Source organism: Paraburkholderia aromaticivorans (assembly GCF_002278075.1).
Classification (GTDB): domain Bacteria; phylum Pseudomonadota; class Gammaproteobacteria; order Burkholderiales; family Burkholderiaceae; genus Paraburkholderia; species Paraburkholderia aromaticivorans.
The window spans coordinates 488,295-513,392 of the sequence record NZ_CP022990.1 but is presented as its reverse complement, the minus strand read 5'-3'; the positions used below and the strand labels follow the sequence as shown (position 1 = coordinate 513,392).

The 25,098-nt window shown below is 64.5% G+C and carries 23 protein-coding genes; 6 read left to right on the top strand and 17 right to left on the bottom strand.

The features are described 5' to 3' along the window. Positions 1-7: 7 nt before the first annotated feature. Both CJU94_RS22055 and mhpT read right to left on the bottom strand, forming a co-directional pair. Positions 8-1,150, bottom strand: a complete 1,143-nt coding sequence (locus CJU94_RS22055; RefSeq protein WP_095420826.1) for a porin — start codon at positions 1,148-1,150, stop codon at positions 8-10. Between the two features lie 41 nt (positions 1,151-1,191). Further along, on the bottom strand, positions 1,192-2,436 hold the full coding sequence (mhpT, locus tag CJU94_RS22050) for a 3-(3-hydroxy-phenyl)propionate transporter MhpT (RefSeq protein ID WP_095420825.1): 1,245 nt from the start codon (positions 2,434-2,436) through the stop codon (positions 1,192-1,194). Between the two features lie 598 nt (positions 2,437-3,034). Between mhpT and CJU94_RS22040 the strand changes: the two genes are divergently transcribed. The 4 genes from CJU94_RS22040 (at position 3,035) to CJU94_RS22025 (ending at position 8,039) form a co-directional block, all read left to right on the top strand. Next, on the top strand, positions 3,035-3,871 hold the full coding sequence (locus tag CJU94_RS22040) for a p-hydroxycinnamoyl CoA hydratase/lyase (RefSeq protein WP_095420823.1): 837 nt from the start codon (positions 3,035-3,037) through the stop codon (positions 3,869-3,871). Positions 3,872-3,938: 67 nt separating this feature from the next. Continuing rightward, positions 3,939-5,390, top strand: coding sequence for an aldehyde dehydrogenase (locus CJU94_RS22035; RefSeq protein ID WP_095420822.1), 1,452 nt, complete (start codon positions 3,939-3,941; stop codon positions 5,388-5,390). A 136-nt stretch (positions 5,391-5,526) separates the two neighbouring features. Further along, the gene (locus tag CJU94_RS22030; protein WP_095420821.1) at positions 5,527-7,425 is read left to right on the top strand and encodes a feruloyl-CoA synthase; all 1,899 of its coding nucleotides are present in this window, start codon (positions 5,527-5,529) and stop codon (positions 7,423-7,425) included. 110 nt (positions 7,426-7,535) lie between these two features. Next, positions 7,536-8,039 carry a MarR family winged helix-turn-helix transcriptional regulator gene (locus CJU94_RS22025; protein WP_244221048.1) on the top strand — a complete coding sequence of 168 codons (504 nt, stop codon included), beginning with the start codon at positions 7,536-7,538 and terminating at the stop codon, positions 8,037-8,039. A gap of 49 nt (positions 8,040-8,088) precedes the next feature. On the opposite strand, the gene CJU94_RS22020 is transcribed toward CJU94_RS22025, so the two are convergent. From CJU94_RS22020 to sapR, 7 genes are all read right to left on the bottom strand, one after another. Then, the gene (locus CJU94_RS22020) at positions 8,089-8,856 is read right to left on the bottom strand and encodes an ABC transporter ATP-binding protein (RefSeq protein WP_095420819.1); all 768 of its coding nucleotides are present in this window, start codon (positions 8,854-8,856) and stop codon (positions 8,089-8,091) included. Further along, positions 8,853-9,731: an ABC transporter ATP-binding protein gene (locus CJU94_RS22015; protein WP_095420818.1), complete on the bottom strand. Its 879-nt coding sequence runs from the start codon at positions 9,729-9,731 to the stop codon at positions 8,853-8,855. Before CJU94_RS22015 ends, CJU94_RS22020 begins: the two co-directional genes overlap by 4 nt. Before the next feature lies 1 nt (position 9,732). Then, a complete protein-coding gene (gene nikC / locus CJU94_RS22010) occupies positions 9,733-10,647 on the bottom strand; it encodes a nickel transporter permease (protein WP_095422735.1) in 915 nt (304 codons plus the stop codon). A gap of 64 nt (positions 10,648-10,711) precedes the next feature. Further along, on the bottom strand, positions 10,712-11,782 hold the full coding sequence (locus tag CJU94_RS22005; RefSeq protein WP_095420817.1) for an ABC transporter permease: 1,071 nt from the start codon (positions 11,780-11,782) through the stop codon (positions 10,712-10,714). A gap of 55 nt (positions 11,783-11,837) precedes the next feature. Further along, positions 11,838-13,445 (bottom strand): ABC transporter substrate-binding protein, encoded by a 1,608-nt coding sequence (locus CJU94_RS22000; protein ID WP_095420816.1) that lies wholly within the window; start codon positions 13,443-13,445, stop codon positions 11,838-11,840. Between the two features lie 64 nt (positions 13,446-13,509). Then, the gene (gene ddpX / locus CJU94_RS21995; protein WP_095420815.1) at positions 13,510-14,073 is read right to left on the bottom strand and encodes a D-alanyl-D-alanine dipeptidase; all 564 of its coding nucleotides are present in this window, start codon (positions 14,071-14,073) and stop codon (positions 13,510-13,512) included. A 34-nt stretch (positions 14,074-14,107) separates the two neighbouring features. Next, entirely contained in the window at positions 14,108-15,004 is an 897-nt protein-coding gene (gene sapR, locus CJU94_RS21990; RefSeq protein WP_095420814.1) for a sap1 transcriptional regulator SapR, read from the bottom strand. Between the two features lie 453 nt (positions 15,005-15,457). Between sapR and CJU94_RS21985 the strand changes: the two genes are divergently transcribed. Further along, complete coding sequence (locus tag CJU94_RS21985; protein WP_095420813.1) at positions 15,458-16,888, top strand: GGDEF domain-containing protein; 1,431 nt, start codon at positions 15,458-15,460, stop codon at positions 16,886-16,888. A gap of 178 nt (positions 16,889-17,066) precedes the next feature. Then, positions 17,067-17,981, top strand: a complete 915-nt coding sequence (locus CJU94_RS21980; protein ID WP_095422734.1) for a LysR family transcriptional regulator — start codon at positions 17,067-17,069, stop codon at positions 17,979-17,981. 10 nt (positions 17,982-17,991) lie between these two features. Here CJU94_RS21980 and mdcH read toward each other — a convergent pair whose 3' ends face one another. The 8 genes from mdcH to mdcA all read right to left on the bottom strand — a co-directional run bounded on the left by mdcH (position 17,992) and on the right by mdcA (position 24,979). Further along, entirely contained in the window at positions 17,992-18,924 is a 933-nt protein-coding gene (gene mdcH / locus CJU94_RS21975; protein ID WP_095420812.1) for a malonate decarboxylase subunit epsilon, read from the bottom strand. 232 nt (positions 18,925-19,156) lie between these two features. Next, entirely contained in the window at positions 19,157-19,924 is a 768-nt protein-coding gene (gene madM / locus CJU94_RS21970) for a malonate transporter subunit MadM (protein ID WP_095420811.1), read from the bottom strand. A gap of 14 nt (positions 19,925-19,938) precedes the next feature. Further along, on the bottom strand, positions 19,939-20,334 hold the full coding sequence (madL, locus tag CJU94_RS21965) for a malonate transporter subunit MadL (protein WP_095420810.1): 396 nt from the start codon (positions 20,332-20,334) through the stop codon (positions 19,939-19,941). A gap of 95 nt (positions 20,335-20,429) precedes the next feature. Further along, positions 20,430-21,245 carry a biotin-independent malonate decarboxylase subunit gamma gene (mdcE, locus tag CJU94_RS21960; RefSeq protein ID WP_095420809.1) on the bottom strand — a complete coding sequence of 272 codons (816 nt, stop codon included), beginning with the start codon at positions 21,243-21,245 and terminating at the stop codon, positions 20,430-20,432. Next, positions 21,242-22,093, bottom strand: a complete 852-nt coding sequence (locus CJU94_RS21955; protein WP_095420808.1) for a biotin-independent malonate decarboxylase subunit beta — start codon at positions 22,091-22,093, stop codon at positions 21,242-21,244. The genes mdcE and CJU94_RS21955 overlap by 4 nt, the downstream gene beginning before the upstream one ends. Positions 22,094-22,098: 5 nt before the next feature. After that, positions 22,099-22,407: a malonate decarboxylase subunit delta gene (locus tag CJU94_RS21950; protein WP_095420807.1), complete on the bottom strand. Its 309-nt coding sequence runs from the start codon at positions 22,405-22,407 to the stop codon at positions 22,099-22,101. A gap of 8 nt (positions 22,408-22,415) precedes the next feature. After that, the gene (locus CJU94_RS21945) at positions 22,416-23,318 is read right to left on the bottom strand and encodes a triphosphoribosyl-dephospho-CoA synthase (RefSeq protein ID WP_095420806.1); all 903 of its coding nucleotides are present in this window, start codon (positions 23,316-23,318) and stop codon (positions 22,416-22,418) included. Beyond that, on the bottom strand, positions 23,318-24,979 hold the full coding sequence (mdcA, locus tag CJU94_RS21940) for a malonate decarboxylase subunit alpha (protein ID WP_095420805.1): 1,662 nt from the start codon (positions 24,977-24,979) through the stop codon (positions 23,318-23,320). The genes CJU94_RS21945 and mdcA overlap by 1 nt, the downstream gene beginning before the upstream one ends. Positions 24,980-25,098: the final 119 nt, after the last annotated feature.

Genomic DNA, 25,098 nt, shown 5'->3' with positions numbered 1-25,098 from the left:
ATGTCTCCTAGAACATGTGCTTGATACCGACCATCGCGCCCGTCTGCCCAATGCCGGCCGCCGGCGTCGTGCCGCCACCGCCGCCGCTGACCGAATAGCGGGCCTTCGCGCTATTGGCCAGGTAAGAGGCCTGGGCATACACGGAGGAGCGCTTGCTGAGCAGATAGGTGGTGCGCAGCGTGCCCATGGTCGCGCGCGAGTCGTGGTCGCTGTTGACGATGCGAAAGACCTCGCCGTCGACGAGCAGCGCCGGTGTGACGGTGTACGAGGCGCCAATGAAGAACAGGTTCGAGCGCACGTCCGGCACCGCGGGCGAGTCGGTCGCGACACGGCGTCCGAGCCAGCCCGCCCCGATCTTCGCGCCGGCGTACTGCGCGTAGGCGCTGACGTGCGTGCGGGCGTCCTTGTCGGCGGCACTGCCGAGCGACGTGGGCGCAATGCCGTCGAAGAAGTTCGCCTGTGCATTCGTGCCGCCGCGCTGCTCCTCGTAGGACGCGGCCACGCCGAAATACGGTGCGTCGTACTTGAGCATCACCGACCAGTCCCGGCATTGCGTCGCCTGGCCCGGCACCGAGCCCGCGCACGTGCCCTGGCCCGGCGAGTTGCCGGTGCCTGCGGAGTCGCGTCCGAACGAATAGCTCGCGCCCAGCGTCACACCTCGATAGGTGCCGATATAGGTGACGGCGTTGTCGGCGCGCGCGTTGGGCACGTAGGCATCCAGTGAACCCAGCCCGTAGATGTCCGGTCCGATAATGTCGGCGCCGATGAGCGCGAGATAAGTCATCGTGTACTGCCGTCCGAACGCAACGGTCCCATACGGACTCTTGACGCCGACGAAAGCCTGGCGGCCGAACAGCCGCCCGCCTTGCCCGGAACTGCCATCCCGGACGTTGAAGCCGCTTTCGAGCGTGAAGACCGCGCTGTAGCCACCGCCCAGATCTTCGAGGCCGCGCATGCCCCAGCGCGACGGTAATTCGCCCGTCACGGCCGGCATGCGGAATACGTGTCCGCCCGAGGCATTCGCGTGCGAGACGTACTCGATGCCGGTATCGACGATTCCGTACAGCGTGACGCTCGATTGCGCGGCGGCAGCGGTGCTCAGTGTGCAGAGCGCGCTGCATAGCAGAAGGCGGGTTGTTGTTGTCTGCATTGTCGTTGTCTCCAAACGTTGTGTGTTGTATCCAGAAAACGTCAGTCGGTGGCGCGCGGGCGCCGGATCAGCAACAGCGCCGCGACGGCGGCGATCAGCGTGACGGGAATGCTCGCGCCGATCACGACCGACGAACTGCGTCCCATCGCAAGCAGTTGTCCCGCCGCGAGCGGCCCGACCACCGAGCCGACCCGTCCGACTGCCACGGCGGCGCCGACGCCGGTGCCTCGCATCGTCGTCGGATAGAAGGCGGCGGACAGCGCATAGAGCACCGATTGCCCGCCGATCACGAACATGCCGGCAAAAAACGCCGATGCAGCAAGCGCACCGAAGCCCGGTGCGACGGACAAGGCCGCGAGCGACGCAATCACCCCGATATACATGCCCGACACGACGGCACCGCCGCGCAGACGGTCCATCAACATGCCGATGCACAGCGCGCCGAGGCCGCCGCCGACGTTGAAGAAGATCTGCACGTAGCCGACTTCCGGGCGGGATAGCCCGCGCGCGGCCATCAACGACGGCAGCCAATTGAGCAGGAAGTACAGAACGATCAGCGTGCAAAAATAGCTGACCCAGATTTGCAACGTGGACAAACCGCGGCTCGCGCCAAAGAGAACTTCGCCGACAGGCGCCGCCTTTGCGCTGCCGCCGTGCGATGCCTTACGAAATGCTTTGGACTCCGGCAGACAGGCGAACAGGAGCGGCACCAGAATCAGGGGCCCCGCGCCGCCGACATAGAAGATGTGCCGCCAGTCGGTGTCGCCGACGCTGACGATGCCGATGATCGACGCGATTACACCACCGAACGGGATGCCGCAATACATCACGCTCACGGCCGTGTTGCGCGCTCTGGACGAAACCGCTTCCGACGACAACGCGATCAGATTGGGCAGCGCGCCGCCCAGGCCGATGCCGGTCAGCACGCGGACCAGCACCAGTGCGCTGAAGCTGCTGACGAGCGCGGTGCAGATCGACAGCAGGCCAAATACGCACGCCGAAAGGATCAACACCCGTTTGCGCCCGATGCGATCGGCGAGGCGCCCGCCGAACATCGCCCCGGGCAGGAGGCCGAACGTTCCCGCGCTGAACGCGAGGCCCATTTGCGCGACCGACAAGCCGAATTCGCGCGCCATCCGCGGGGCCGCGACACCGACCGATTGCAGATCGAGCCCTTCGAGGAGCGCAATGGCAAAGCAGAGACCCAAAGTCATGACGGCGCCCGAACCCGTGACGGGGCGCGTCGTCGTGTCGTCTCCTGGTACTGCTGTTCTGGTTGTTTTCATATGAGTCACCTGAGTGTTGTGTCCTTTCCTGCGGATTTTTTAGATCACCCTTTTGTATCAGGAAACCTGATATAAAGATCGAACCGGAGAGGGCGCTCATCAGGAACGCGCAGACTGGTGGCGATGGGGAATATGTCGAGCTTCCGAACCTTGAAGTCCGACTCCGGGATGAGCGCCGACGCAGCCTATTTAATATCAGGCGACCTGACATAGGCAAGGCAAACATGTTCGGTAGATTCCCTGGTCTGAAGTGGGGATGGACGCTATCGCGGAAGTCAGGGCGCTTGATCCGCACGAGGAAAAGATCGACGCGCACGAGGTGCGAAGTCCGGTTGAAGAGCAGCGGGAGCGTGCTCACCCGGCGGGTCGATGCGATGCGATCTCGCCGCCTCGATCCGTCGTACGGACGCTCAGCACCAGCCCCGAGCGAGGATGGTCGAGGGTTTTCACCGAGGAGTGAACGCTTGTTTATCAGGCAGCTTGATATTAAGATTTATCTCAGGCTACCTGATACAAAACCATGCGTCAGGTTACTTGATATCAATGCAATCAGACGGAATTTCCGCCTAAACGGGCATGAACGCTCAGGAGTAACAACATGGCAAACTACGAGGGCAAGTGGAAGACGGTCGACGTCAAGGTCGAGGCAGGTATTGCGTGGGTGACGTTCAATCGTCCCGAGAAGCGTAATGCGATGAGCCCGACGCTCAACAGCGAGATGATCCAGGTGCTCGAAACGCTGGAGCTCGACGCCGACGCCCGGGTGCTGGTGCTGACCGGTGCCGGCGACGCGTGGACCGCCGGCATGGATCTGAAGGAATACTTCCGCGAGGTCGACGCCGGCCCCGAAATCCTGCAAGAGAAAATTCGTCGCGACGCTTGCCAGTGGCAGTGGAAACTGCTGCGCATGTATGCGAAGCCGACCATCGCAATGGTCAACGGCTGGTGCTTCGGCGGCGGGTTTTCGCCGCTCGTGGCCTGCGACCTCGCGATTGCAGCAGACGAAGCGGTGTTCGGCCTGTCGGAAATCAATTGGGGCATCCCGCCGGGCAACCTCGTCAGCAAGGCGATGGCCGACACCGTCGGTCATCGTCAGGCGCTGCACTACATCATGACGGGCGACACCTTCACCGGACCGGAAGCGGCCGCGATGGGCCTCGTGAACAAGAGCGTGCCGCGCGCGCGGCTGCGTGATGAAACGCTGGCGCTGGCGGCGAAGCTGCTGGAAAAGAATCCCGTGGTGCTGCGCGCCGCGAAGCATGGCTTCAAACGTTCCCGCGAACTCACATGGGAACAGAACGAAGACTATCTGTACGCCAAACTCGACCAGGCCCAACTGCGCGATCCGGAGCATGGCCGTGAGCAGGGGCTCAAGCAGTTCCTCGACGACAAGTCGATCAAGCCCGGCCTGCAGGCTTACAGGCGCGCCGATTGACAACGCCCCGCATCCGGCTGGGAACGCGCCGGGTGCATGCAGAAGAACAGCAAAGGAGACAGCCAGCGTGAACGAAGTGAACATGTTGATCGGCGGCCGGGATCGTCCGGCATCCAGCGGCTCGACGTTCGAGCGCCTGAATCCGGTGACGGGCAAGCTTGCTTCCCGCGCGCCGGCAGCCACGCTCGCCGATGCGGACGCGGCCGTCGATGCGGCCGCGGCCGCGTTTCCGGCTTGGTCGGCGCTGCGGCCCACGGAGCGCCGCGCGCGGTTGCTGAAGGCGGCTGACCTCATGGACGCGCGAACCGGCGAGTTCATTGCGACGGGCGTCGCCGAAACCGGCGCGATGGCGAACTGGTACGGTTTCAACGTACATCTCGCCGCGAATATGCTGCGCGAAGCGGCGGCGATGACGACCCAGATCGACGGTAGCGTCATTCCCACCGATACGCTCGACAACCTGGCGCTCGCGGTGCGTCAGCCGTGCGGCGTGGTGCTCGGCATCGCGCCGTGGAATGCGCCGGTGATCCTCGGCACGCGGGCCCTCGCCATGCCGCTCGCGTGCGGCAATACGGTCGTGCTCAAGGCGTCCGAAGCGTGTCCGGCAGTGCATCGCCTGATCGGCACCGTGCTGCAGGAAGCGGGCGTCGGCGACGGCGTCGTCAACGTCGTGACCAATGCGCCCGAAGACGCCGCGGCGATCGTCGAGCGGCTGATCGCGCATCCGGCCGTCAGACGCGTGAATTTCACGGGTTCGACCCAGGTGGGCCGCATCATCGCGATGCATGCTGCAAAGCACTTGAAGCCCGCGCTGCTCGAACTGGGCGGGAAGGCGCCGGTGCTGGTGCTCGAGGACGCCGACATCGATGCGGCGGTCGAGGCCATTGCGTTCGGTGCATTCTTCAACCAGGGGCAGATCTGCATGTCGACGGAGCGTGTGATCGCGCATCGAAGCGTCGCGGACGCGTTGGTCGCGAAGCTCGCCGGGAAGGCACGCAAACTGGTCGCAACCGCGCCGACGGACGACGGCGCCGTGCTCGGCGCGCTGGTGAGCGCACAGGCGGCGCAGCGCGTCGCCGCGCTCGTCGACGATGCACGCAACGGCGGCGCCACGATACTCGCCGGCGGCGCGGTGAACGGCGCGATCGTGCAGCCGACCATCGTCGATGGCGTGCGTCCCGGCATGAAGCTTTACGCGGAGGAATCGTTCGCCCCGGTGGTGACGGTGCAGCGGGTCGACAGTGACGACGAGGCGGTGCGGGTCGCGAACGACAGCGAGTTCGGCTTGTCGGCGGCGGTCTTCAGCCGCGATATCGCGCGGGCGTTGAACGTGGCGAAGCGCGTCGAATCCGGCATTTGCCACATCAACGGCCCGACCGTTCACGACGAGGCGCAAATGCCTTTTGGAGGCGTAAAGGGCAGCGGATACGGGCGCTTCGGCAGTCAGGCATCGATCGCAGAATTCACCGATCTGCGCTGGATCACGATTCAGACGGGGCCGCGGCACTATCCCATCTAGCTTCGGCAACAGACCGGCAATCCGCGCCACGTGTTGAGCGGGTGAACGAAACGATTCAGGCAACTTTCGCCGCAGGCGGAATGCTTGCGCGCGCTCAAGCGCTTGCGCGAGTCAGCCATAAGCAGGAGACAAACAGGTGAAATCAGAGCCGCCTCAATTCACTGTCGCAACCGCGGCGCGCGAACAGTCAGTGCCTTCCCGGCCGGTCCGGATCGGCTCGCCAGAGGCCGTCGTGCGGCAGCAGGGCGATGCCTGGTTCATGCAGTCGAAAGAGGCGCTGGGCGCCTATCCGCAGCGGCTGACCGACCGGCTCGTGAGCGGTGCCGACGCGCATCCGGACCGCTGGCTGGTTGCGCGTCGCGGCGAAGACGGCGAATGGCTCGGCATCAGCTATGCGCAGATGCTGGCTCGCGCCCGCTCGATCGGCCAGGCGCTGCTCGATCGCAAGCTGTCGGCCGAACGGCCGGTCGTCATCCTGTCGGGTAACGACCTCGAACATCTGCAGGTCGCCCTCGGCGCGATGTGGGCGGGCATTCCTTACTCGCCCATTTCACCCGCCTACTCGCTCGTGTCGAGCGACTACGGCAAGCTGCGTCATGCGATCGAACTGCTGCGCCCGGGTCTCGTGTTCGCCACCGACGGCGACGCATTCGCCGCCGCCATCGAGGCGGCCGTGCCGAGCGGGGTGGAAGTGGTTACGGCAAGCGGCTCTGCCGGGCGCGGCGCTGCGCGGCTTGACGATTTGCTGAGCACGACGCCCACGAGCGTCGATGCGGCCCACGCCGCGATCGAACCCGATGCGATCGCCAAATTTCTCTTTACCTCCGGGTCAACCCGACTCCCGAAGGCCGTGCCGACCACGCACCGCATGCTATGCAGCAACCAGCAGATGCTGCTCGAGACCTTCCCGGAGTTTGCCGTCGAGGCGCCGGTGCTGGTCGACTGGCTGCCCTGGAACCACACGTTTGGCGGCAGCCATAACGTGGGCATTGCGCTCTATAACGGCGGCACGCTCTATATCGACGACGGCAAGCCGGTCGGCAGGAAGTTCGATGAAACGCTGCGCAATCTGCGCGAGATTGCGCCGACCATTTATTTCAACGTGCCGAAAGGCTGGGAAGAACTGGCCAGTGCGCTCGAAACCGACGCGCAGCTTCGCGATACGTTTTTCTCGCGCGTGAAGGTCTATTTCTTCGCGGGGGCGGGACTCTCGCAGGCGGCGTGGGACCGTCTCGCGCGCGTCACCGAACAGTATTGCGGCGAGCGAATCCGCATCATGGCGGGACTGGGCATGACCGAAACCTCGCCTTCGTGTCTCTTCACGACCGGTCCGGTCATGCAGGCCGGTTATGTCGGACTGCCCGCGCCGGGCTGCGAGGTGAAGCTCGTGCCCGTCGCAGGCAAGCTCGAGGCGCGTTTTCGCGGCCCGCACGTGATGGCCGGCTACTGGCGAATGGAGCGTAGCGCGAGCGCCGGGCCGTTCGACGAGGACGGCTATTACTGCAGCGGCGACGCGCTGAAGTTCGTCGATCCGCAAACGCCCGAGCTCGGATTGATGTTCGACGGACGCATTGCCGAAGACTTCAAGCTTAGCTCAGGCACCTTTGTGAGCGTCGGACCCATGCGCGCGCGCGTGATTTCCGCGGGTGCGCCGTATGTGCAGGATGTCGTGGTCACCGGCCTGAATCGCGATGACGTCGGCGTACTCGTGTTCCCGCGGCTCGACGATTGCCGCAAGCTCGCAGGTTTGCCGAGCACGGCGAGTGCCGGCGAGATCGTCACGGCACCCGCCGTGCGGGCGTTTTTCGCAGATTTGCTTGACCGTCTGAATCGCGAGTCCACCGGCGGCGCTACGTCGATCGCCCGCTTGCGCCTGCTCGATGTCGCGCCGTCGCTCGACCTCGGCGAAATCACCGACAAGGGTTCGATCAACCAGCGCGCGGTGCTGACCCACCGCGCGGGACTCGTCGAGCAGATGCACGATGCCCGGCGGACCGATCCGCTGGTGATTTACGCCGCGTATCTGCCCAGGTGACGCAACTCCATTGCCCAGGCGCCGACGGGCGGCCCGCAGCGCCCTCCATTTGCCGGCCACAGAGCCAACTGACGCGGTAACATTGCTCCTTTCATGCGAGCGAAGACACCGTGGCGACGACCAGCAAAGCTACAAGAAAACCGGCCCCCGCCTCCGCGCCACGGCCGCGCGCGGCCCCGGCGGGGCGCAAAAGCGCGGCCCGGCCGCGCCTGACTTATCTGATCGGCAGCCTGGACAGAATCCTGCGCCGCCAGATGACCGAGGCGCTTGCGCCGCTGGGGCTGACGCTGGCGCAATTCACCGCGCTTTCCGTGCTGGAAGCGCGCGGACAGGCGTCGAACGCGCAACTCGCCGAGCGGTCCTTCATCACGCCCCAGTCGGCCAACGAAGTGGTGAGCGTGATGGTCGCCCGAAACTGGATTACGCGCGAGCCCGATCCCAATCACGGCCGCATCGTCGTCCTGCAGTTGACCGATGACGGCCGCGAGGTGCTGCGCCAATGCATGGACAGCGTGCGCGTGCTCGAGGAACAGATGCTGAAGGACATTGATGCTGGCAGCGCGGCGACCGTCCAGCAACACCTTGAACTCTTTGTCCGCAATCTACGGGGATAGCGCCGCTCGCCGGCAACCTTCGCGTTGGGACTGATATCGCTTCGGCCCTTCACGAAACGGCCTGAACCGGCTTGCGCTGATAGCCCGAGGTCGCGCGCAGCAGGCTGCGCGTGTATTCATGCTCGACCTGCTGGGCGCGAATGGCCGCGATATCGCGCTGCTCGACGATCTCGCCATTGCGCATGACGGCGACGCGCGAGCAGAGAAAGCCCACCACCGCCAGGTTGTGGCTCACGAGCACCATCGTCAGATTGCGTTCGCGATGAAGCCGTCGCAGCAGGTTGAGAATCTCGGCCTGCACGGACACATCGAGCGCGGACGTCGGCTCATCGAGCAGCAGCACGCGCGGCTCGACAATCAGCGCCCGAGCGATCGCGACGCGCTGCCGCTGGCCTCCCGACAACTGATGCGGATAGCGGAAACGATACGCCGGGCCCAACCCGACTTCGCGCAGCGCATCGACAATGCGCTCGTCCTGCCGGTCGATCCCATTGATGGTCAGCGGCTCGCGCAAGGTCTGGTCGACGGTGAAACGCGGATGCAGCGAGCCGTACGGATCCTGAAAGACCATCTGTACGTCGCGTCGAAAGGAGCGGCCGAGCTTTTCTCCCAACACATGCGTGCCGATCTTCATCTGGCCGGCGGCGACGGGCGCGAGGCCGGTCAGCGCACGCAGAATCGTCGATTTGCCGGAACCCGATTCGCCGACCAGCCCGAACACTTCGCCTTCGCCGACATGAAAGCTCGCCTCGCGTACTGCGTCGAAGTGACCAGTTCTGGTTTTGAAGCGCACCGTCAGGGCGTTGATATCGATCATGCTGTCCCTCCTGCCGCTTGCGTGAGCCATGCCGCATCCCGCTTCAGCACGGGCAGTTCATCGGGCGGATCGATGAGCGGCGGATTGGCCGCGAGCAGGGCGCGCGTATAAGGATGCTGGGCGCGGACGAGATCGCGCGCCGCGCAGGTTTCCACCACGCGCCCCGCAAACATCACGACGACGCGGTCGCAAAACGACATCACGAGGGGCAGGTCGTGGCTGATAAAAATGAGGCCCGTGTCGTGCTTGTCGATCATCTCGTCGAGAATCCCGAGCACCTGCATCGAGACCAGCACGTCGAGCGCGCTGGTCGGCTCATCGGCGATAAGCAGGCGCGGTCCGGTCGACACCATCATGGCGATCATCACGCGCTGCCCCATGCCCCCCGACAACTCGTGCGGGTAGGCATCGGCGACCCGCTCCGGATGACGGATATGCACCGCGGCGAGCGCCTCGATGATTTTCTCGCGCATCTCGCGACGGCCGAACTTCGGGCCGTGCAGCTCGAACGCTTCGCGCATCTGATGCGCGACGGTCATCACCGGGTTGAGCGAGTATTTCGGATCCTGCAGGATCATGCCCATCTGCCGGCCGCACAGTTGCCGGCGCTTGCGCACCGACATCGCCAGCAGATCCTGACCGTCGAACTTCATCGCCTTCGCTTCAGAGAGCGCCGCGGGCGGAAGCAGGCCGAGCAGCGCGCGCCCGGTCAGTGATTTGCCAGAACCGGATTCGCCGACAATGCCGAGCCGCTCGCCGCGCTGCAGCGTCAGTGAAAGGCCGCGCACGGCTTCGGTCAATTCGCCGCCATGACCGCGAAAGCCGATTCGCAGGTCGTCGATTTCACACAAAGGTTGGGTCGCATCAGCGGGCATGTCAGCCTCCATGGCGCGGATCGAAGACGTCTCGCAGACCGTCGCCGAGCAGGTTGAACGCGAGGCTCACCAGCAGAATGGCAAAGCCCGGAATGGTGGCCACCCACCACGAATCGAGCAGCACGTTGCGGCCCGACGCGACCATGAAACCCCACTCGGGGCTCGGCGGTTGCGCGCCGAGGCCGAGGAACCCCAGACCCGCGACAGTGAGAATGATGCCGGCCATATCGAGCGTCGCACGCACGATCACCGACGACGAGCAGAGCGGCATGATATAGCGCAGAAGGATGCGCATGCGCGACGCGCCCTGCAGGCGCGCGACGTGAATGAAATCGGCTTGCACGAGCCGCAACGTCTCCGCCCGCGCGAGGCGGGCATAGGCCGGCCAGGCCGTGATCGAAATGGCGATCACCGCGTTGATGACGCCGGGCCCTAGCGCGGCCGCGAAGGCGAGCGCGAGCACGATCTTCGGAAACGCGAGCGCCACGTCGGTGATCCGCATCAGCACGTTGTCCACCCAGCCGCCAAAGAAGCCCGCCGTGGTGCCGATCAAGAGGCCCACCGGAACCACGATCACCACGACGAGAATCGCAATCGAAAGCGTGAGCCGTGAGCCGTAGACCAGACGCGAGAGGATGTCGCGGCCAAGCTGATCGGTGCCGAACCAGTGCGATGGCGAACCCGGCGGCAGCAGGCGGTCGGAGAGGACTTGCCGCAACGGATCGTGCGGTGCGATCAGCGGCCCGACTGCCGCGATGATGATCAGCAAGGCCAGAATCACCAGGCCGAAGACCGACAGCGGATTGCCCGCGAAGCGTCGCCAGCGCCGGTAAGCGAGGCCGAGCGCGGCCTGCTTGCGTGACGCGGGCGTGTCGCTCAGCAGCCAGTCTTTCCATCGTCGGGGCACGGCGTTCATCGGCCAGTCCTGCGTTTGCATAGATTGTTCGGTTGGGGGAAGCAAGGGGGAAACCTCCGGAACATCAGCGGGCACGCGGATCGAACACGCGATAGAGCGCGTCGGTCAGCAGATTGAGCGCGATGAACGTGACGCCGATCACGAGCGTGCTGCCGAGCACGGCGTTCATATCGGCGTTCAGCAGGGCGCCCGTCAGATACGAACCGATACCGGGCCAGGCGAAGACGATTTCGGTCAGCACCGAGCCTTCGAGCAGATAGCTGTACGTGAGCGCGATCACGGTCAGCAGCGGCACGGCGATATTGCCGAACGCGTGACGCCAGATCACGCGGCGCTCAGGCAAGCCTTTCGCGCGTGCCGTGGTGATGTACTCCTGACTCAGTTGCTCCAGCATGAACGAACGCGTCATGCGGCTCAGATAGGCAACCGAGTAATAGCCGAGAATGGCCGCAGGCAGCGCGATATGCGAGAACGCATTGAAGAACACGTCCCATTCGCCCGCCATGAGCGAATCGATCAGCAGGCTGCCCGTGTGCGTATCGACCATGCCGTCGAATACCGGATCGACGCGCCCCGGACCCGCTACCCAATGCAGCTTCGCGTAGAACAGCAGCAGGCCCATCAGCCCCAGCCAGAACACCGGCACCGAACTGCCCACCAGGCCGACAAAGCGCGCGACGTGATCGATCCAGCGGTTGTGACGCACGGCGGCGATCACGCCCAGCGGCACGCCGATCAGCACCCCGACGATGGTGGACAGGGTCGCGAGTTCGAGCGTCGCGGGAAACACCCGCTGGATGTCTTCGATAACGGGATGCGCGGTCAGCAGCGACATGCCGAAGTTGCCATGCAGCACATCGCGCACATAGATCAGGAACTGCACGGCGAGCGGCTTGTCGAGCCCGAGTTGCAGACGCGCCGCCGCGTAAGCCGCCGCCGAGGCGCGATCGCCGAGAATCGCCAGCACCGGATCGATCGGTATTTTGCGGCCGATCACGAACGTCACCGCCAGCAACCCGGTGAAGGTGATCACGAGCGTGATGATCCAGCGCACGAGGCGCAAGCTCCAGCGCACGCCGGCGCTTTCAGCTGAAAGCGCGCGCATGCGCTCGAAAGTCGTGAGGGGAGTCGACATGTCGAGTTCCTTGGGCGAAGGCGACGCCTCTACAGTATCGCCTTCTGCGCCAACGTTACTGCTTCTTCAGATCACGATACGACACGAGGTCGTTGATCGGACCCACCTCGAGCCCCGTCACGCCCGGTCGCGCCGCCACTTGCGAGACCTGCTGGAACATGATCACGAAGGGGGAGTTCGCAAGCACCTGCTTCTGCATGGTCTGATACAGCTCGGCGCGCTTCGCCGTCGACGATTCGGCGAGCGCCGCGTTGGTTTCCTTCGTCAGGCCGGGAATGTCCCACGAATTGCGCCACGCGAGCATCTTGTAGGCCGACTTGTCGGAATTGTCCGGATTCCACGTGAAGCCCTGCGCATTGCTGTGCGGGTCGATGTAGTCCGCCGACCATTCGCCGATATAGATGTCGTGCGAGCGCGAGCGGTACTTGGCCAGCGTCTGCTTGTTGTCGCCGGGGATGATCTGAACCTTGATGCCGCCCTGCGCGAGATTGGCCTGCACGGCTTCGGCGATTTCGCTGTACGGGTAGCCGTTACGCACGTCCATCGTCACGGAAAAGCCATTCGCAAGCCCGGCTTTTGCCAGGAGCGCCTTGGCCTTCGCGACGTTCTGCTGGTAAGGGTTCGTGTTCAGCGCGCCGAGGAAGCCTTCCGGGAGGAACGTTTCGTGCACCTTGTAGGTGGTTTTCGCAACATTGCTCTGGATGCCGTTATAGTCGATCAGCCATTTCATCGCTTCCTGGACTTCCGGCTTTGCCAGGTTCGGGTTCTTGACGTTCAGGCCGAGGTACAGAAGCGTCGCCTGCGGCACCGCGCTCGCATGCGCCTTGCCCGATTTCGTCAGCGCGACGAGATCGTCCGGACTCAGGTTGCGCGCCACGTCGACGTCGCCGTTTTCGATCAGGAGGCGCTGGCTCGATGCTTCCGGCACGTGACGCAACACGATCCGCTTCATCGCGAGCGGAACACGATAACCGTCGAAGCGCTGCAGCACGATGCTGTCGTTGGCGGTCCATTTGACGAGCTTGTAGGCGCCGGAGCCGGCCTCGTTCGTGCGCAGCCAGTCGTTGCCGAAGTCATTGCCTTTCTGGTGCGAGAGCAGCAACTGCTTGTCCACCACCGATGCGGGCCACGCGCCGAGTACGTTCAGGACGAACGTCGGCGCGTACCTCTGGTCGGTCGTCACACTGACGGTTGTATCGTCAACCTTCTTCACGTTGTTGAGCACGTTGTCCCTGGTCAGGCCGATGCCTTGCAGCACGGCAGCCGCGCCTTTGTCGAGCAGGACGGTGCGCTGGATCGACCACGCGACGTCGTCGGCGCTCAACGGATTGCCCGAGTGGAACTTGAGACCCGGACGGATCTTGAACGTGAAGGTCAGGCCGTCGGGGCTCACGGTCCATGATTGCGCGACATCGCCGTTGAACTTCGACGGGTCTTTCAGATCGACCCGCACCAGCCGGTCATACGTGTTCGCCACATATTCTTCCGGCACCAGCTCGTAGACTTCGCCTGGATCGAGCGTGGTGAATTCGTCGAGGAAGGTCGCCATCACGAACATGTCTTTCGGCGTCGCCGCCGCCGCGGGGCTGGCCGCCGTGAACGACAGGGTCAAGGCGGAGGCGATCGCCGCCGCCGCGAGTGCATTGCGCAATACCAGTTTCATTGCCGCTCCAGAAGGAATGGGGGAGAGCCTGTCAGGGAACAACGGATGGAGAAATCAAACGCCACTACATGAGACGCAATGGGCCGCTTTCGCTGTTGTCGATCACCGGCAGCACGCGGGAGCCTGGCAGCTCGTAATGCCACCATTCGCTCTTGATGTGCGCGAAGCCGGCGGCGTGCATGATGCCGAGCAGCAACAGGCGGTTGCGCTGCACGTGCGCGGGCAGACCCGTATGGAAATGTTCGGACTCGACCGTCATGGCGTCGAAGTCCGTGCCCATGTCGAGTTCGTTGCCGCCGGCTTCGAGCAGCGTCAGGTCGATCGCCGTGCCGCGGCTGTGGTTCGAACCGCGGCCAAGCTCAGCGATGTAGGTGGGATCGGGCAGGAAATCCCACAGCACCTGCTGTGCCTGCGGCGGGCGATAGGCGTCGAAGATCCGCACGGTCAGGCCGGCGTCACGGGCAATCTCGACGGCCTTGCGCAAACCGGCTTCGGCGGGTTCGAGCAGCAGGCAGTGGGCCTCCTTGTAGATGGGCTTGCCGGTCAGGTTGCGCTCGGTGGCATAGACGAGGTCGATATCCACGCCATGCGTGGCGGGAGTGATTTCGATGAGTCGCGGTTTGGTCATGGAGGGCGCGGTGGGATTCCGAATGTGAGAAGGTTCAGAGATCGAACTGGTTGAACTCGCCTTGCAACTCGCGATTGCGCGCGACGCGTTCGTCGATGGCGGACCCCAGTTGCGCGACGATCGCGGTAATCAACAGGTTGAACAGGCAGGTGAGCGGCGCCAGTGAGTCCCAGAACTGGCCGACGTCGGTCTTGACCTGCAACAGGTCGCAGGCGAATTCGCGAGCCCACGGGCAATAGATGTCGGTAACCAGCGCGAACGGCACGTCACGACGTGTCGCGGCTTCACAGTAGCGGCGCGCGATCATCGAATAGGCGCGCGTATCGGTAATGACGAGATACGGTGCGGCGAACTCCGAGTTCAGCGAATCGACGTATGAGCCGGACATCCCGTCAGAGTAGAACACACGCGGGCGGATATATTCGAGGTAACTGTAGAACGCGTTGCTGATGCCGCGCGTCGACTGGATGCCGAGAATATACACGGCGTCTGCATGGGAAATGCGCTGCGCGATGTGGGCGAACATGGGCGCTTGCGCCAACTGGTACACATGCTGGATCGCGTCGATTTCGAGTTGCAGCGAGCGGGTCAGGGCGCCGCTCCCGCTGTTCCCGCTGTGTTCGCCCTGGTGCGCGGTGCTGCCGAACTGTCCGGCCACGCGCCGGTATTCGTCGAGCCGGTCGGTAATCATCCATGGGCGCTCCTGTGCGCCGCGCAGCTCGCGCTTGAGGTCGTCGAGGTTGCGATAGCCGACGCTGCGCAGAAAACGTCCCACGGAAATTCCGCTCGTGGCTGTTTGCTGCGCAATCTGATCCGCGGTTTCGAGTCCGAGTCGTTCGAGGTTCGCCAGCATGTAACTGGCAATGCGCTTGGCCGTGGGAGTGAGCTCGGCGAAACGGGCTTCGACGGTATGTGCGAAAGCGGTCGGCATGTCGGCGCGCGTGAATTTGGTTAATTGTCTGTCATCTATTCGATCCGTGACACGCATCTAACAAAGCCAATAAACTCAGCGCCAGCTTAAAAAATCAATTGGATGTGACTTTTTGATAGCTTTTTCTCGGAGACGGTCCCGCGTTCGAGAGCCGCGCCAGGCTTCGGCGACGCCGATCCCATTCTGATTGCGTGTCACTGAATCCATGAGCCGAGACCTCCATTTTTTGCTGCCCTTGCCGTAAACCCGAGCGTCGGCTATGCGCGACGCTCGGGCAATCCTTTGCCGCAGGACCCATTCAGGGAGTCGACAAACTCGCCGCCACCGCGGCAGGACGACCTTCAGACCGAGTGCGCCCACCAGAACGTAACCGTGTCTGTTTCTATTACCACCGGAAGACTGGCTGTTCTTGCAGGCCGACACCCTTTGATCGTCGGTGCGCTAGGCAGCCTGATGGCATTAGTCGTAATGGGCATCAGCCTGATCACACTTCTCGCCTCGCGTGACGCCGCTGTCGAGCATGCCCATGAAACGTCCAGAAACGTCACCGCCGTTCTGGTCAGCAACATCGCCCGGACGATTGAAACGTCGGACAATTCCCTTCGCTCCCTGATTGCGGTGCTCAACAAGCCTGCTATCCACACCATCGATCCGGGCCTGCGTCACGATCTGCTGTTTGACCGGACCGCTGCCGAGTACGTCACCGGCATGGGGGTCACGGACGACCGCGGTCGTCTAATCGACGGCTGCTGTTCGAGTTCCCATCGCTGGGACTTCGGCGACCGGGACTATTTCATCGTGCATCGTGAGTCGGCGAATGTCGGCCTCTATGTGTCGTCAGTCTACCGGGCGCGCTCGCGGCCGGGCGCGCAGTCGATTGCGATGACGAGAAGGATCGACCGGCCCGACGGGTCATTCGGCGGAGTAGCGATTGTTGCCGTCGACGTCGAATACTTTAGGCAACTTCTTGCAAAACTGGACGTGGGGCCAAACGGTATCACCGCGATCGTTCGTACGGACGGCACGCTGGTGGCCAGAAATCCCCCGCTTGACGAGGCGAAACTGGGCAATCTCGGTAGGTCACCGACGTTTCCGCGTATGGTGAACCAGGATTCCGGGTTCTATGCCGCGCCTTCAATCGCGGACGGGGTCCTGCGCCTGTACACATTCCAGCGTGTTCCCGGAACGCCGCTCATCGCCGTCGTCGCGCCGGCGCAAGGCGACGTCCTCGCGGGCTGGAGGCGGCTGTCGTGGATAGTCGGGGTGTCCGCCTCGTCGGTCAGCCTTGCGTTCTGCACGGTGGTCTGGCTTCTTGCTTTCGCACTGCGGGATCATGCGAAGACACAGGTGCTTCTTACGGGCCTGACCCAAACTGACTCGCTGACGGGGCTCAAAAACCGCCGTGCGCTCGACGAGTTCCTCGAAAACGAGTGGGGAAGACTCAAACGCAACGACGGGTGCCTGTCGGTGCTGTTCGTGGATGCGGATAACTTCAAACAATACAACGACCGGCACGGTCACGCTCAAGGTGATATCGCGCTGAAGCACCTTGCGGCATGTATCACTCGACACGCACGCCGGCGCGGCGATCTCGCGGCGCGCTACGGCGGGGAAGAATTCGTCGTCGTGTTGCCCGACACCGATGAAAATGGCGCGGTTCGGATTGCTGAAGCCATACGTGTCGAAGTCGAGCGTGGGCGGCCGACCGCACCCCACGGCGCACTTCCGCGTTTCACGGTAAGCATCGGTTGCGCGACCGGTCGACGCTCGCATCCATCGTCACTGAATGAATTGACGAACTCCGCCGATCTGGCGCTGTACGCGGCCAAAAGAAGTGGCAGGAACGCCGTGGTCCGCGCTGACGATATTGTTGCGCCAGGTTAGCCGCCAGGCTGGCCAGCTGCCCGAGGAGCGCGCTCGCGCCGCTCCGTGAGCGCGAATGCGGGCAACCGGCCGGCAGCGCATGGGAGGGCCGGCGACATCCCGGATGGGGGGTTATCGCTATTTATCGAGCGGTCTCCCACGCCGATAATCGCCAATCATGACCACTGCGTGGATCGACATGCGCGACCGAATCGACGACGAGATCACCTTTCGCAAGCTGGAAGTCCTGCTCGCATTCATGGAGACGGGAAACCTCTCGAAGGCCGCGGAGGCGCTGAACGTGAGCACGGTCAGCGTGCACCGCGCGCTGCATTCGCTCGAACAGGGCGTGCGATGCGCGCTGTTCAGGCATGAAGGCCGCAATCTCAAGTCGACGGAGGCGGCGCAAATGCTCGCCGATGTGGCGCAAGAGGTGCTCACGCTGATGTCCGATGGCATTCGCGCAACGCGTGAAGCCGCCGGCTATTCGTCGGACCGGCTAAAGATCGGCTCGCTTTACTCGCTAACTATCCGGACCGTGCCCGGCATCGTCATCGATATCAAGGTGCGGCGGCCTACGCTCCAGGTTGAACTCGCGCTCGGGTCGAATGCCGAGTTGCTCGACAAGCTGAAGCAAGGCGCGGTCGATGCGGCGTTGATGGCCTTGCCGGATGCCGAGCCCGAAGTCGAATCCATCCCGCTGTTCGAAGACGACATATTTTTCGCGGCGCCCGCCGGCTCGCCGTACGCGAATCAGGAAGCCGTCGATTTGCGCGACTGCCGCGATGAGACATTCGTTTCGCTCGGCGAGGGGTTCGTCACGTATCACGGATTTCTGGATGCCTTCCGCGTCGCGGACTTCACTCCGAACGTGACGATGAGAGTCGGCGATATTTTTTCGCTGATGAACCTGGTGAGCGGCGGGGTAGGCTATACGCTATTGCCGGGCCGCGTGCGCGGCGTATTCGGTGACACGGTGCAATTCATTCCTCTGAAGCCGCAATACCTGATGCGCCAGACGATCGGTGTCAGCTTTCTGCGCGCCCGCGAGCGCGATCCGAACCTGCTGGCGCTCATGGCGGTCTGCCGTCTTCGCACGAGAAGCGTCGACTGAGCTTGCCGCCTCACTCGCTCAGCCTTTCCCGCTCGATCAACGCGCCCACGTCCGGCAGCGCGGTCTCGCTGCAACTCACCGCGATACCCTCCGTGAAGATCGCGCTGCTCAAGCGGGTCAGCACGTTAGCGGGCGGCATCTCGACAGCCAGACGCGCGCCGCGTTCCCACGCAAGTCTTACCGTGTCATGCCAGCGCACCTGCCGCGCCATGTTGCCAGCCAGATCGGCCGCGATGCGCGGGCCGTCGAAGAGCGGGCGCGCCATGCTGCTGCTCAGATAGACGATCCGGGGCGCGCGCACGGCGACGCGGCCGAAGGCATCGGCGAGCGCGGCCGCGGGTGCGTCGAGCAATGCGCAATGCGAAGGGACCGCGACGTCCAGACGCTCGCAACGTTGCGCTCCGCGTTCGAGCGCCAGCGTGGCGAGACGTTGCATGGCCGCATCGCTGCCCGCGACCACCATCTGCGTCTGAGCGTTGATGTTTGCCAGAAAGACCGGCATGGCGGCGCTATTCACTTCCATGAGCAAGCGTTCGAGCGTGCGCTGCGTCATGCCGACGATCACGGTCATCCCGTATCCGTGCGGGAAGGCCCGCTCCATCAACTGTCCGCGCAATGACACGAGCCTCACCGCGTCGGCGTAGTCGAGCGCGCCGGCGATGACGGCGGCCGGATACGCGCCGATCGACAGACCGGTGACGATATCGGGCGCATGACCGTGCGCGCAGACGACCCGTGCGTGGGCGACGCCCGCAATCAGCAGGCAAAGTTGAACCGCGACGGTGGAGCGCAACGCGTTCGCATCGTCCAGAGACAGGGCGTCGTAGCCCAGCGTTTCGCTGGCCTCATCCAGCGCATGCATGGCCTCGGGGTGCTCCGGCAGGGCGTGCAGCATGCCGGTGCGCTGTGCGCCCTGGCCCGGAAACGTGAACAGTACGCTCATGATGCGTGCGCAGTCCGCGTGTGCGTGTCCGGCAGGGGACGCCGAGCCGGCTCCGGCGCAAGTTCGCGCCGTGTTTGCCGGCAGGGCGCGTTCGCGTGCCGGGCGCCGCTGGCGCGCATGTCTGCGGGTGCGCGGCTGCGAAGGCGATCATGCGGTTTGAACCAGCCGCTGGGCGTTTCAATGGCGGGCGACACGGCTGCTCCTTCGCGGGGACAGGCGGTGATCACCACGCTCAAGCGCCGACCAGCGCTTTGGTCGCGAAGAAGAGCAGCGACGGTCCGAGCAGGCAACCGACGCCTGTGTGAAACGTGGCGATCAGCGCGCCGTAGGGAACGAGACGGCGATCGGTAGCGGCCAGCCCCGCGCTCACGCCGCTGACCGTGCCGGCGAGGCCGCCGAAGATCATCGCCGAGCGCGGCGTCTTCAGTCCCATGAAGCCGGCGGCGAGCGGCGTGCCGATCATCACGATGATCGCCTTGATCAGGCCCGTGGCGATGCTAAGCGCAATCACGTCCGAGCTCGCGCCGATGGCGGCGCCGGTCACCGGCCCCACGATATACGTGACGGCCCCCGCGCCGATGGTCGTCATGCTCACCGCATCGGTGTAGCCGAATGCATGCGCGATGCTCGCGCCGACGATGAATGGCAGCACGGTGCCGAGCAGCAGCGACAACACGCCGATGAGTCCGGCCTTGCGGGCTTCGGTTGCCTGCACCTCGAACGCGGTCGCGACAATGGCGAAATCACGCAGCATCGCGCCGCCCATCAGACCGATGCCGGTGAACAGAGGAAGGTCGGCGAGCCCCTTTTGTCCGCCGGTGAGGACGCCGCCGAAATAGGCCAGCACGAGGCCGATCACGATCGCGATGGCCGAGCCGTGCACGCGTCCGAACGTCAGCTTGCGCGAAATCAGCGACGACACCCACATGATGAGCCCCACCAGCGCGAACGAAGCGACGAGGCCGTTCTGGATCAATACTTTATCGAGCATATGCAACATGATGGACCCCTGCTTCAGATTTCTTCGAGATGCGGCGCGTTCACGAACGACGTGCTGTCGCGACCGGTGCGGGAGAGAACGGCAATGCAGCATGCGCAGACGGCCGCGGCGCCCAATGCCGAAAGCAGCGCGACGGGGCCGCCCTTGAGCGCGGCCACGACGTTCTGATTGGCGGCCATTGCCACGACGACGGGGATGTACATGGCGCCCCAGAAACCCACGCCTGCTTCCGTTTCCTTCGGCAGCAGGCCCCTCTTGTGCAGATAGAGGCGCAGGAAGATCAGCAGCAACATGGCGATGCCAACGCCGCCGACATTCGTTTTGACGCCGATCGCGACCCCGAGCAGGTCGCCGAGAAAGAGTCCCGCCAGATGGCAGAACGCCAGCAGTGCAGTGCCGTAGATGATCATGTTGTGTCTCCAGTATTGGCTTTATCGGCTGGGGGGCCGCCGGATTTTGTATGCGCCGTGAGCCACGGCGCATCAGGGCTCGCGTCGCGGCGAGGTCAGCGCCATTGTTCGCGCAGCTTCTGCCTCACTTGCACCGACGCCGCGCGGTGCTCGCTGCCGAGCCGGCTGCCCAGACCGCGCGACGGGTCGGCGCGAATGTCGTCGAACGCGGCTTGCAGCGCTGTTTCGACGATGGATTGATCGGCCCCGGTCGGCGCATCGGGGTGGCTCACCTTCAGCAGCTTCCACAGCAAGCCGAGCGACGCATAGCTGTCGATGTCGTAGGCCATCGGCGGGACGCGGGCCGTGAATGCTTCGAGATCGGCGAGCGCGCGCAACGTGACGCGCGCGGCGGATTCCTTGCCCATCGCATGGACCATGACCTGCGGATCGGCCAGCGCGAGCAGGCGATTGGCCTGGTAGCCGTGCGCCAGGAAAGCGCCCGACATCGCCCGCCCGACGATCAGCCCGATCACCGGATGGCCGGCCAGGCGGGCGCTTGCGTAAGCGTCGGCGGCGCCCGCCAGGGCCTGATGGATGCCGTAGGCTTCTTCGCGCCGTCCATACGCCTGACTTGCGACGTCGATCACCGCGACGATCGCGCGCTTGTCGCGGCGCCCGGCATCGGCATCGACCACTTCACGCACCGCCCGTGCGATTTCCCATCCTTCCACGAGACCGACCTCGCCGCTGCGGGCGCGCGCGAACGGATTGTCCGGATCCGGCACGACGGCGACGAAACGCGCCGGATGTTCGCCGAGCCGTGCGTCGACGACCCGCACCGAAGGCGGGTAGCCCGGCCGCAACGGTGCACTGTAGGTGAGCGCATCCAGCCAGACGGCGCCCCGCTTCGAAAGCTCTTTTGTGCTCATGACTGGAACCCCTTGCCGTAGATGGCGGCCGCCGTTTCCGGGCTGGCCTGCTCGCCCGGACTGATTTCGGAGAGCCGTTGCAGAAAGCCCGCGACCTGTTCGCTGCGGCATGCCTGCGGACGTCCGGCGCGAAACTGTGCAATCACCGCGGCGCGGATCGCATCGGTATCGTCGCCGACGTACACGTCCACGAGCCCTGTGCGATAACGCTGTTCACCGCCCGTGAAGCTCCAGATCATCGGCCGGTCGCGCGAATCGAACTCCGCGATGCCCGCTTCCTGCTCGATCACGGCAGGTCCGTTCAGGCCGAGGCGCGCCTCACGCGTCGCGATCAGGCAACTGCAAAGGCCGGCCGCGATCGACATGCCGCCATAACATCCGATCGGCCCCGCCGTGATTCCGATCACCGGCTGGTAGCGCCGCAAATCGACGATCCCCGCATGGATCTCGGCGATGGCCGCGAGCCCGAGGTTGGCCTCCTGCAAGCGCACGCCGCCGGTTTCGAAAAGAATCACGGCGCGCGTCGGAATGCCGTTGCGGTTGTCTTCGGCCGCGAGTTCGAGGCTGCCGGCGATTTTCGCCGCGGACACCTCGCCCATGCTGCCGCCCTGAAATCCTGCGTCGATGCCCAGCACCACGGCAGGCTGGCCGTCGATCGTTCCCTTGGCGACGACAGTGCCGTCGTCGGCCTGGGTCACGATGCCCTGACGCGCGAGCCATGGTGACCTGATGCGCTGGAACGGGTCGAGCAATTCGGTGAAGGTGCCTTCGTCGAGCAGCTTCTTCGCGCGCTCCCGCGCGCTCAGTTCAATGAAGCTTTCGCGTTCGAGCATGTCTTCTGTATTCATGATCTTTACGCTCCACCTGTGCGGGTCAGCTCTTCGAATACCTGCCCGATGCGCATGCGCACCACGCCTGGCGTCGCGCCGAAATCGTTGATCTCGAGCCGAGCCGCGGGCAGCGAGCCGTCGCGGAAGAGGCGCGCAAGCACAGCTTCCCAGACGCGGCCCATGCCGTCCACGGAGGTGGTGATGTTCACCACGGTGCGAGGGGCGTCGTGCGCTTCGAGCAGCACTTCGAGATCGCCCGATGCGACTACGCCGGCGAGCGCCCGGCCGCGGGCGGGCGGGCCCGCCGGGAATTCAAGGACGAGGTTTTCCATTGGCGTTCCTATGCATTCGTCGTGTGACGGGCTTCGTCCTGAAGCCTGTCGAGAAAGAGGGCGGCGGCGAGCAGATCCGCTGCGCCGCCGGGCGAGACGTGGCGTTCGACGAGCCGTGCGTCGAGCGCTTTCAGCTGACGGCGGCCTGCGAGCGTCGCGGCGCCGCCGTGCTCCAGCACTTGCCGCGCGCCGCTTTGCGTCTCGGCGAGCGCGCCGCGTCCGCCGCGCGCGAGCACGCAGGTGTCGTCGAGACAGGACATAACGGCGAGCAGGGCGTTCAGGCGGGCGGCCGTTTCGCTGTCGCCGCGCAGGCGCGATCTCGCGAGTTCGGGCAGCGCCACCTCGACTACGTGCGGAAAGTCCGCCTGCGCTTGCCCCCGCGCGCCGCCGACGTTGTAATCGAGGCAGGCCTGCTCGCCTTTATGACCGGTCAACGCGGGCGTGTGGCGATCGGACAGGCGCGCGATCGATCCGGCGCGCGCGGCGACCCGATCCGGCGACAGCTCGGCCGGTTCGCGCGCGGCGGCCGTCACGAGCAGTCCGAGCGCCCAGATCGCGCCGCGATGCGTGTTCACGCCATGCGTCGCCGTCAGCATGCGCGCTTCACCTTCGCGGCCGAGTGCGCCGATGCGCTCGCGAAGCGCCAGCATCGGCCGGGTGTCGATGCCCGCGCGCGCCATGTCGATGAAGCTTGGCTCGAGCGTGCGGGCCGAGACGCACATCAGCTGCCAGTCGAGATCGTGATGCGCGCCGCGGCTGCGCGAATCGACGAGTCCGGGCTTCGGCGCGAGCGTGACTTCGTCGATCAGCGCCGCCGTGACGTGCGCGCCCAGACGTTCGGCTAACCGTTCCGACGCTTTGGCTTGCGGTTCGCGAACCGTCGCAAGAGCCGTTGCAAGGTTCTCGCGCATTACCAGCTCCGAAAGCGGGCGGGCGGCTCGTACAGACCGTCCGACCAGTCGACGAGATCGGCCATGCTCTTCGCCGCCAGCAGTGACCGGCTCGCCTCGTTGCGGTGAATGCCGAGATCCTCGGGCAGCGCGACAAAGCCGTCGCGCCGCAGTGCCGCGAGCTTGTCCGGGCTGCTCGTCAGGCCGACGGGCGTGACGCCGGAAACCGCGGCGATCATCTCCTTGCGGTGTTCGAGCGAGCGGGCCTTGTAGAGATAGGCGATGCCTTCTTCCGTCAGCACGTGAGTGACATCGTCGCCGTAGATCATGATGGGCGCGAGCGGCATGCCGGACTCGCGGCCCACTTCGACTGCGTCGAGCGATTCGACGATGCTCGGCTGCCCGCCTGCCTGAAAGGTCTCGACGGTCTGCACGACCAGCTTGCGACCGCGTTCGAGCGGGCTGTCGGTCTGCAGCAGATCGAGCCATGCGGGCGTCGCATGGCGCCGGCCATGCGGATCGTGTCCCATGTTCGGTGCGCCGCCGAAGCCGGCGAGGCGGCCATGCGTCACCGTCGACGAGTTACCCGCGCCGTCCATCTGCAATGTCGAACCGATGAACATGTCGACCGCGTACTGTCCCGCGAGTTGGCACATCGCGCGGTTGGAGCGCATCGAACCGTCGCGGCCCGTGAAGAAGATGTCTGGCCGTTGCGCGACGTAGGCGTCCATGCCCAACTCGCCGCCAAAGCAATGCACGCTTTCGACCCAGCCCGTTTCGATAGCGGGGATCAGCGTGGGATGCGGATTCAGCGTCCAGTGCCGGCAGATCTTGCCTTTGAGGCCGAGCTTTTCGCCGTAGGTCGGCAAAATGAGTTCGATTGCCGCCGTGTTGAAGCCGATGCCGTGGTTGAGCGACTGCACCTGGTGGCGCTCGTAGATGCCGCGAATCGCCATCATCGCCATCAGCACGTGAATCGGCGTGATAAGACGCGGATCGCGCGTGAACAGCGGTTCGATGAAGAACGGCTTGTCTGACTCGACCACGAAGTCGATCCACGAACCGGGGATATCGACGCGCGGCAGGTCTTTCGGGTCGTCGACGATTTCATTGACCTGCGCGATCACGATGCCGTCGCGAAACGCGGCGGCTTCGACGAGCGCGGGCGTGTCTTCGGTGCTGGGGCCCGTGTACAGATTGCCTTGCCGATCCGCCTTGTAGCCGGCCACCAGTACGACGTTCGGTGTCAGATCGACGTAGAGCCGTCCATACAGTTCGATGTACGTGTGGATCGCGCCGATTTCGAGGATGCCGTCCTGAAGGAACTGCGAAATGCGCAGGCTTTGCGCGCCGGCAAACGCGAAGTCGAGCTTTTTCGCGATGCCGCGCTCGAAGAGATCGAGATGTTCGGCGCGGCTCACGCTCGGAATGATCAGGTGCAGACCGTTGACGATGCCCGGATCGACCTTGGCCAGCGAGCGTGACAGAAAGTCGGCCTGTTTCTGGTTATTACCCTCGACGACGACGCGATCGCCCGGCGCGATCAGCCTCTGCAGGACATCGACGATACGCTCGGCGGGGAGGATGACGCCATCCGCGATCGAGGCGACGCTCGCGAGGCGGCGATGCTTTTCCTCGCGGCGCGTGGCCCAGCGGGATGGGTGCGCACTTTGACTGGACATGTGTGATCTCGCTCTGGACATGAAGCGAGTCTAGGGAGCGGGACATGCCGGTTCAATCACCTTGGGGACGTGTCCGTTATCCCAAGGGTAACGATCTTGCGAGGTAAAGGCCGAAACCG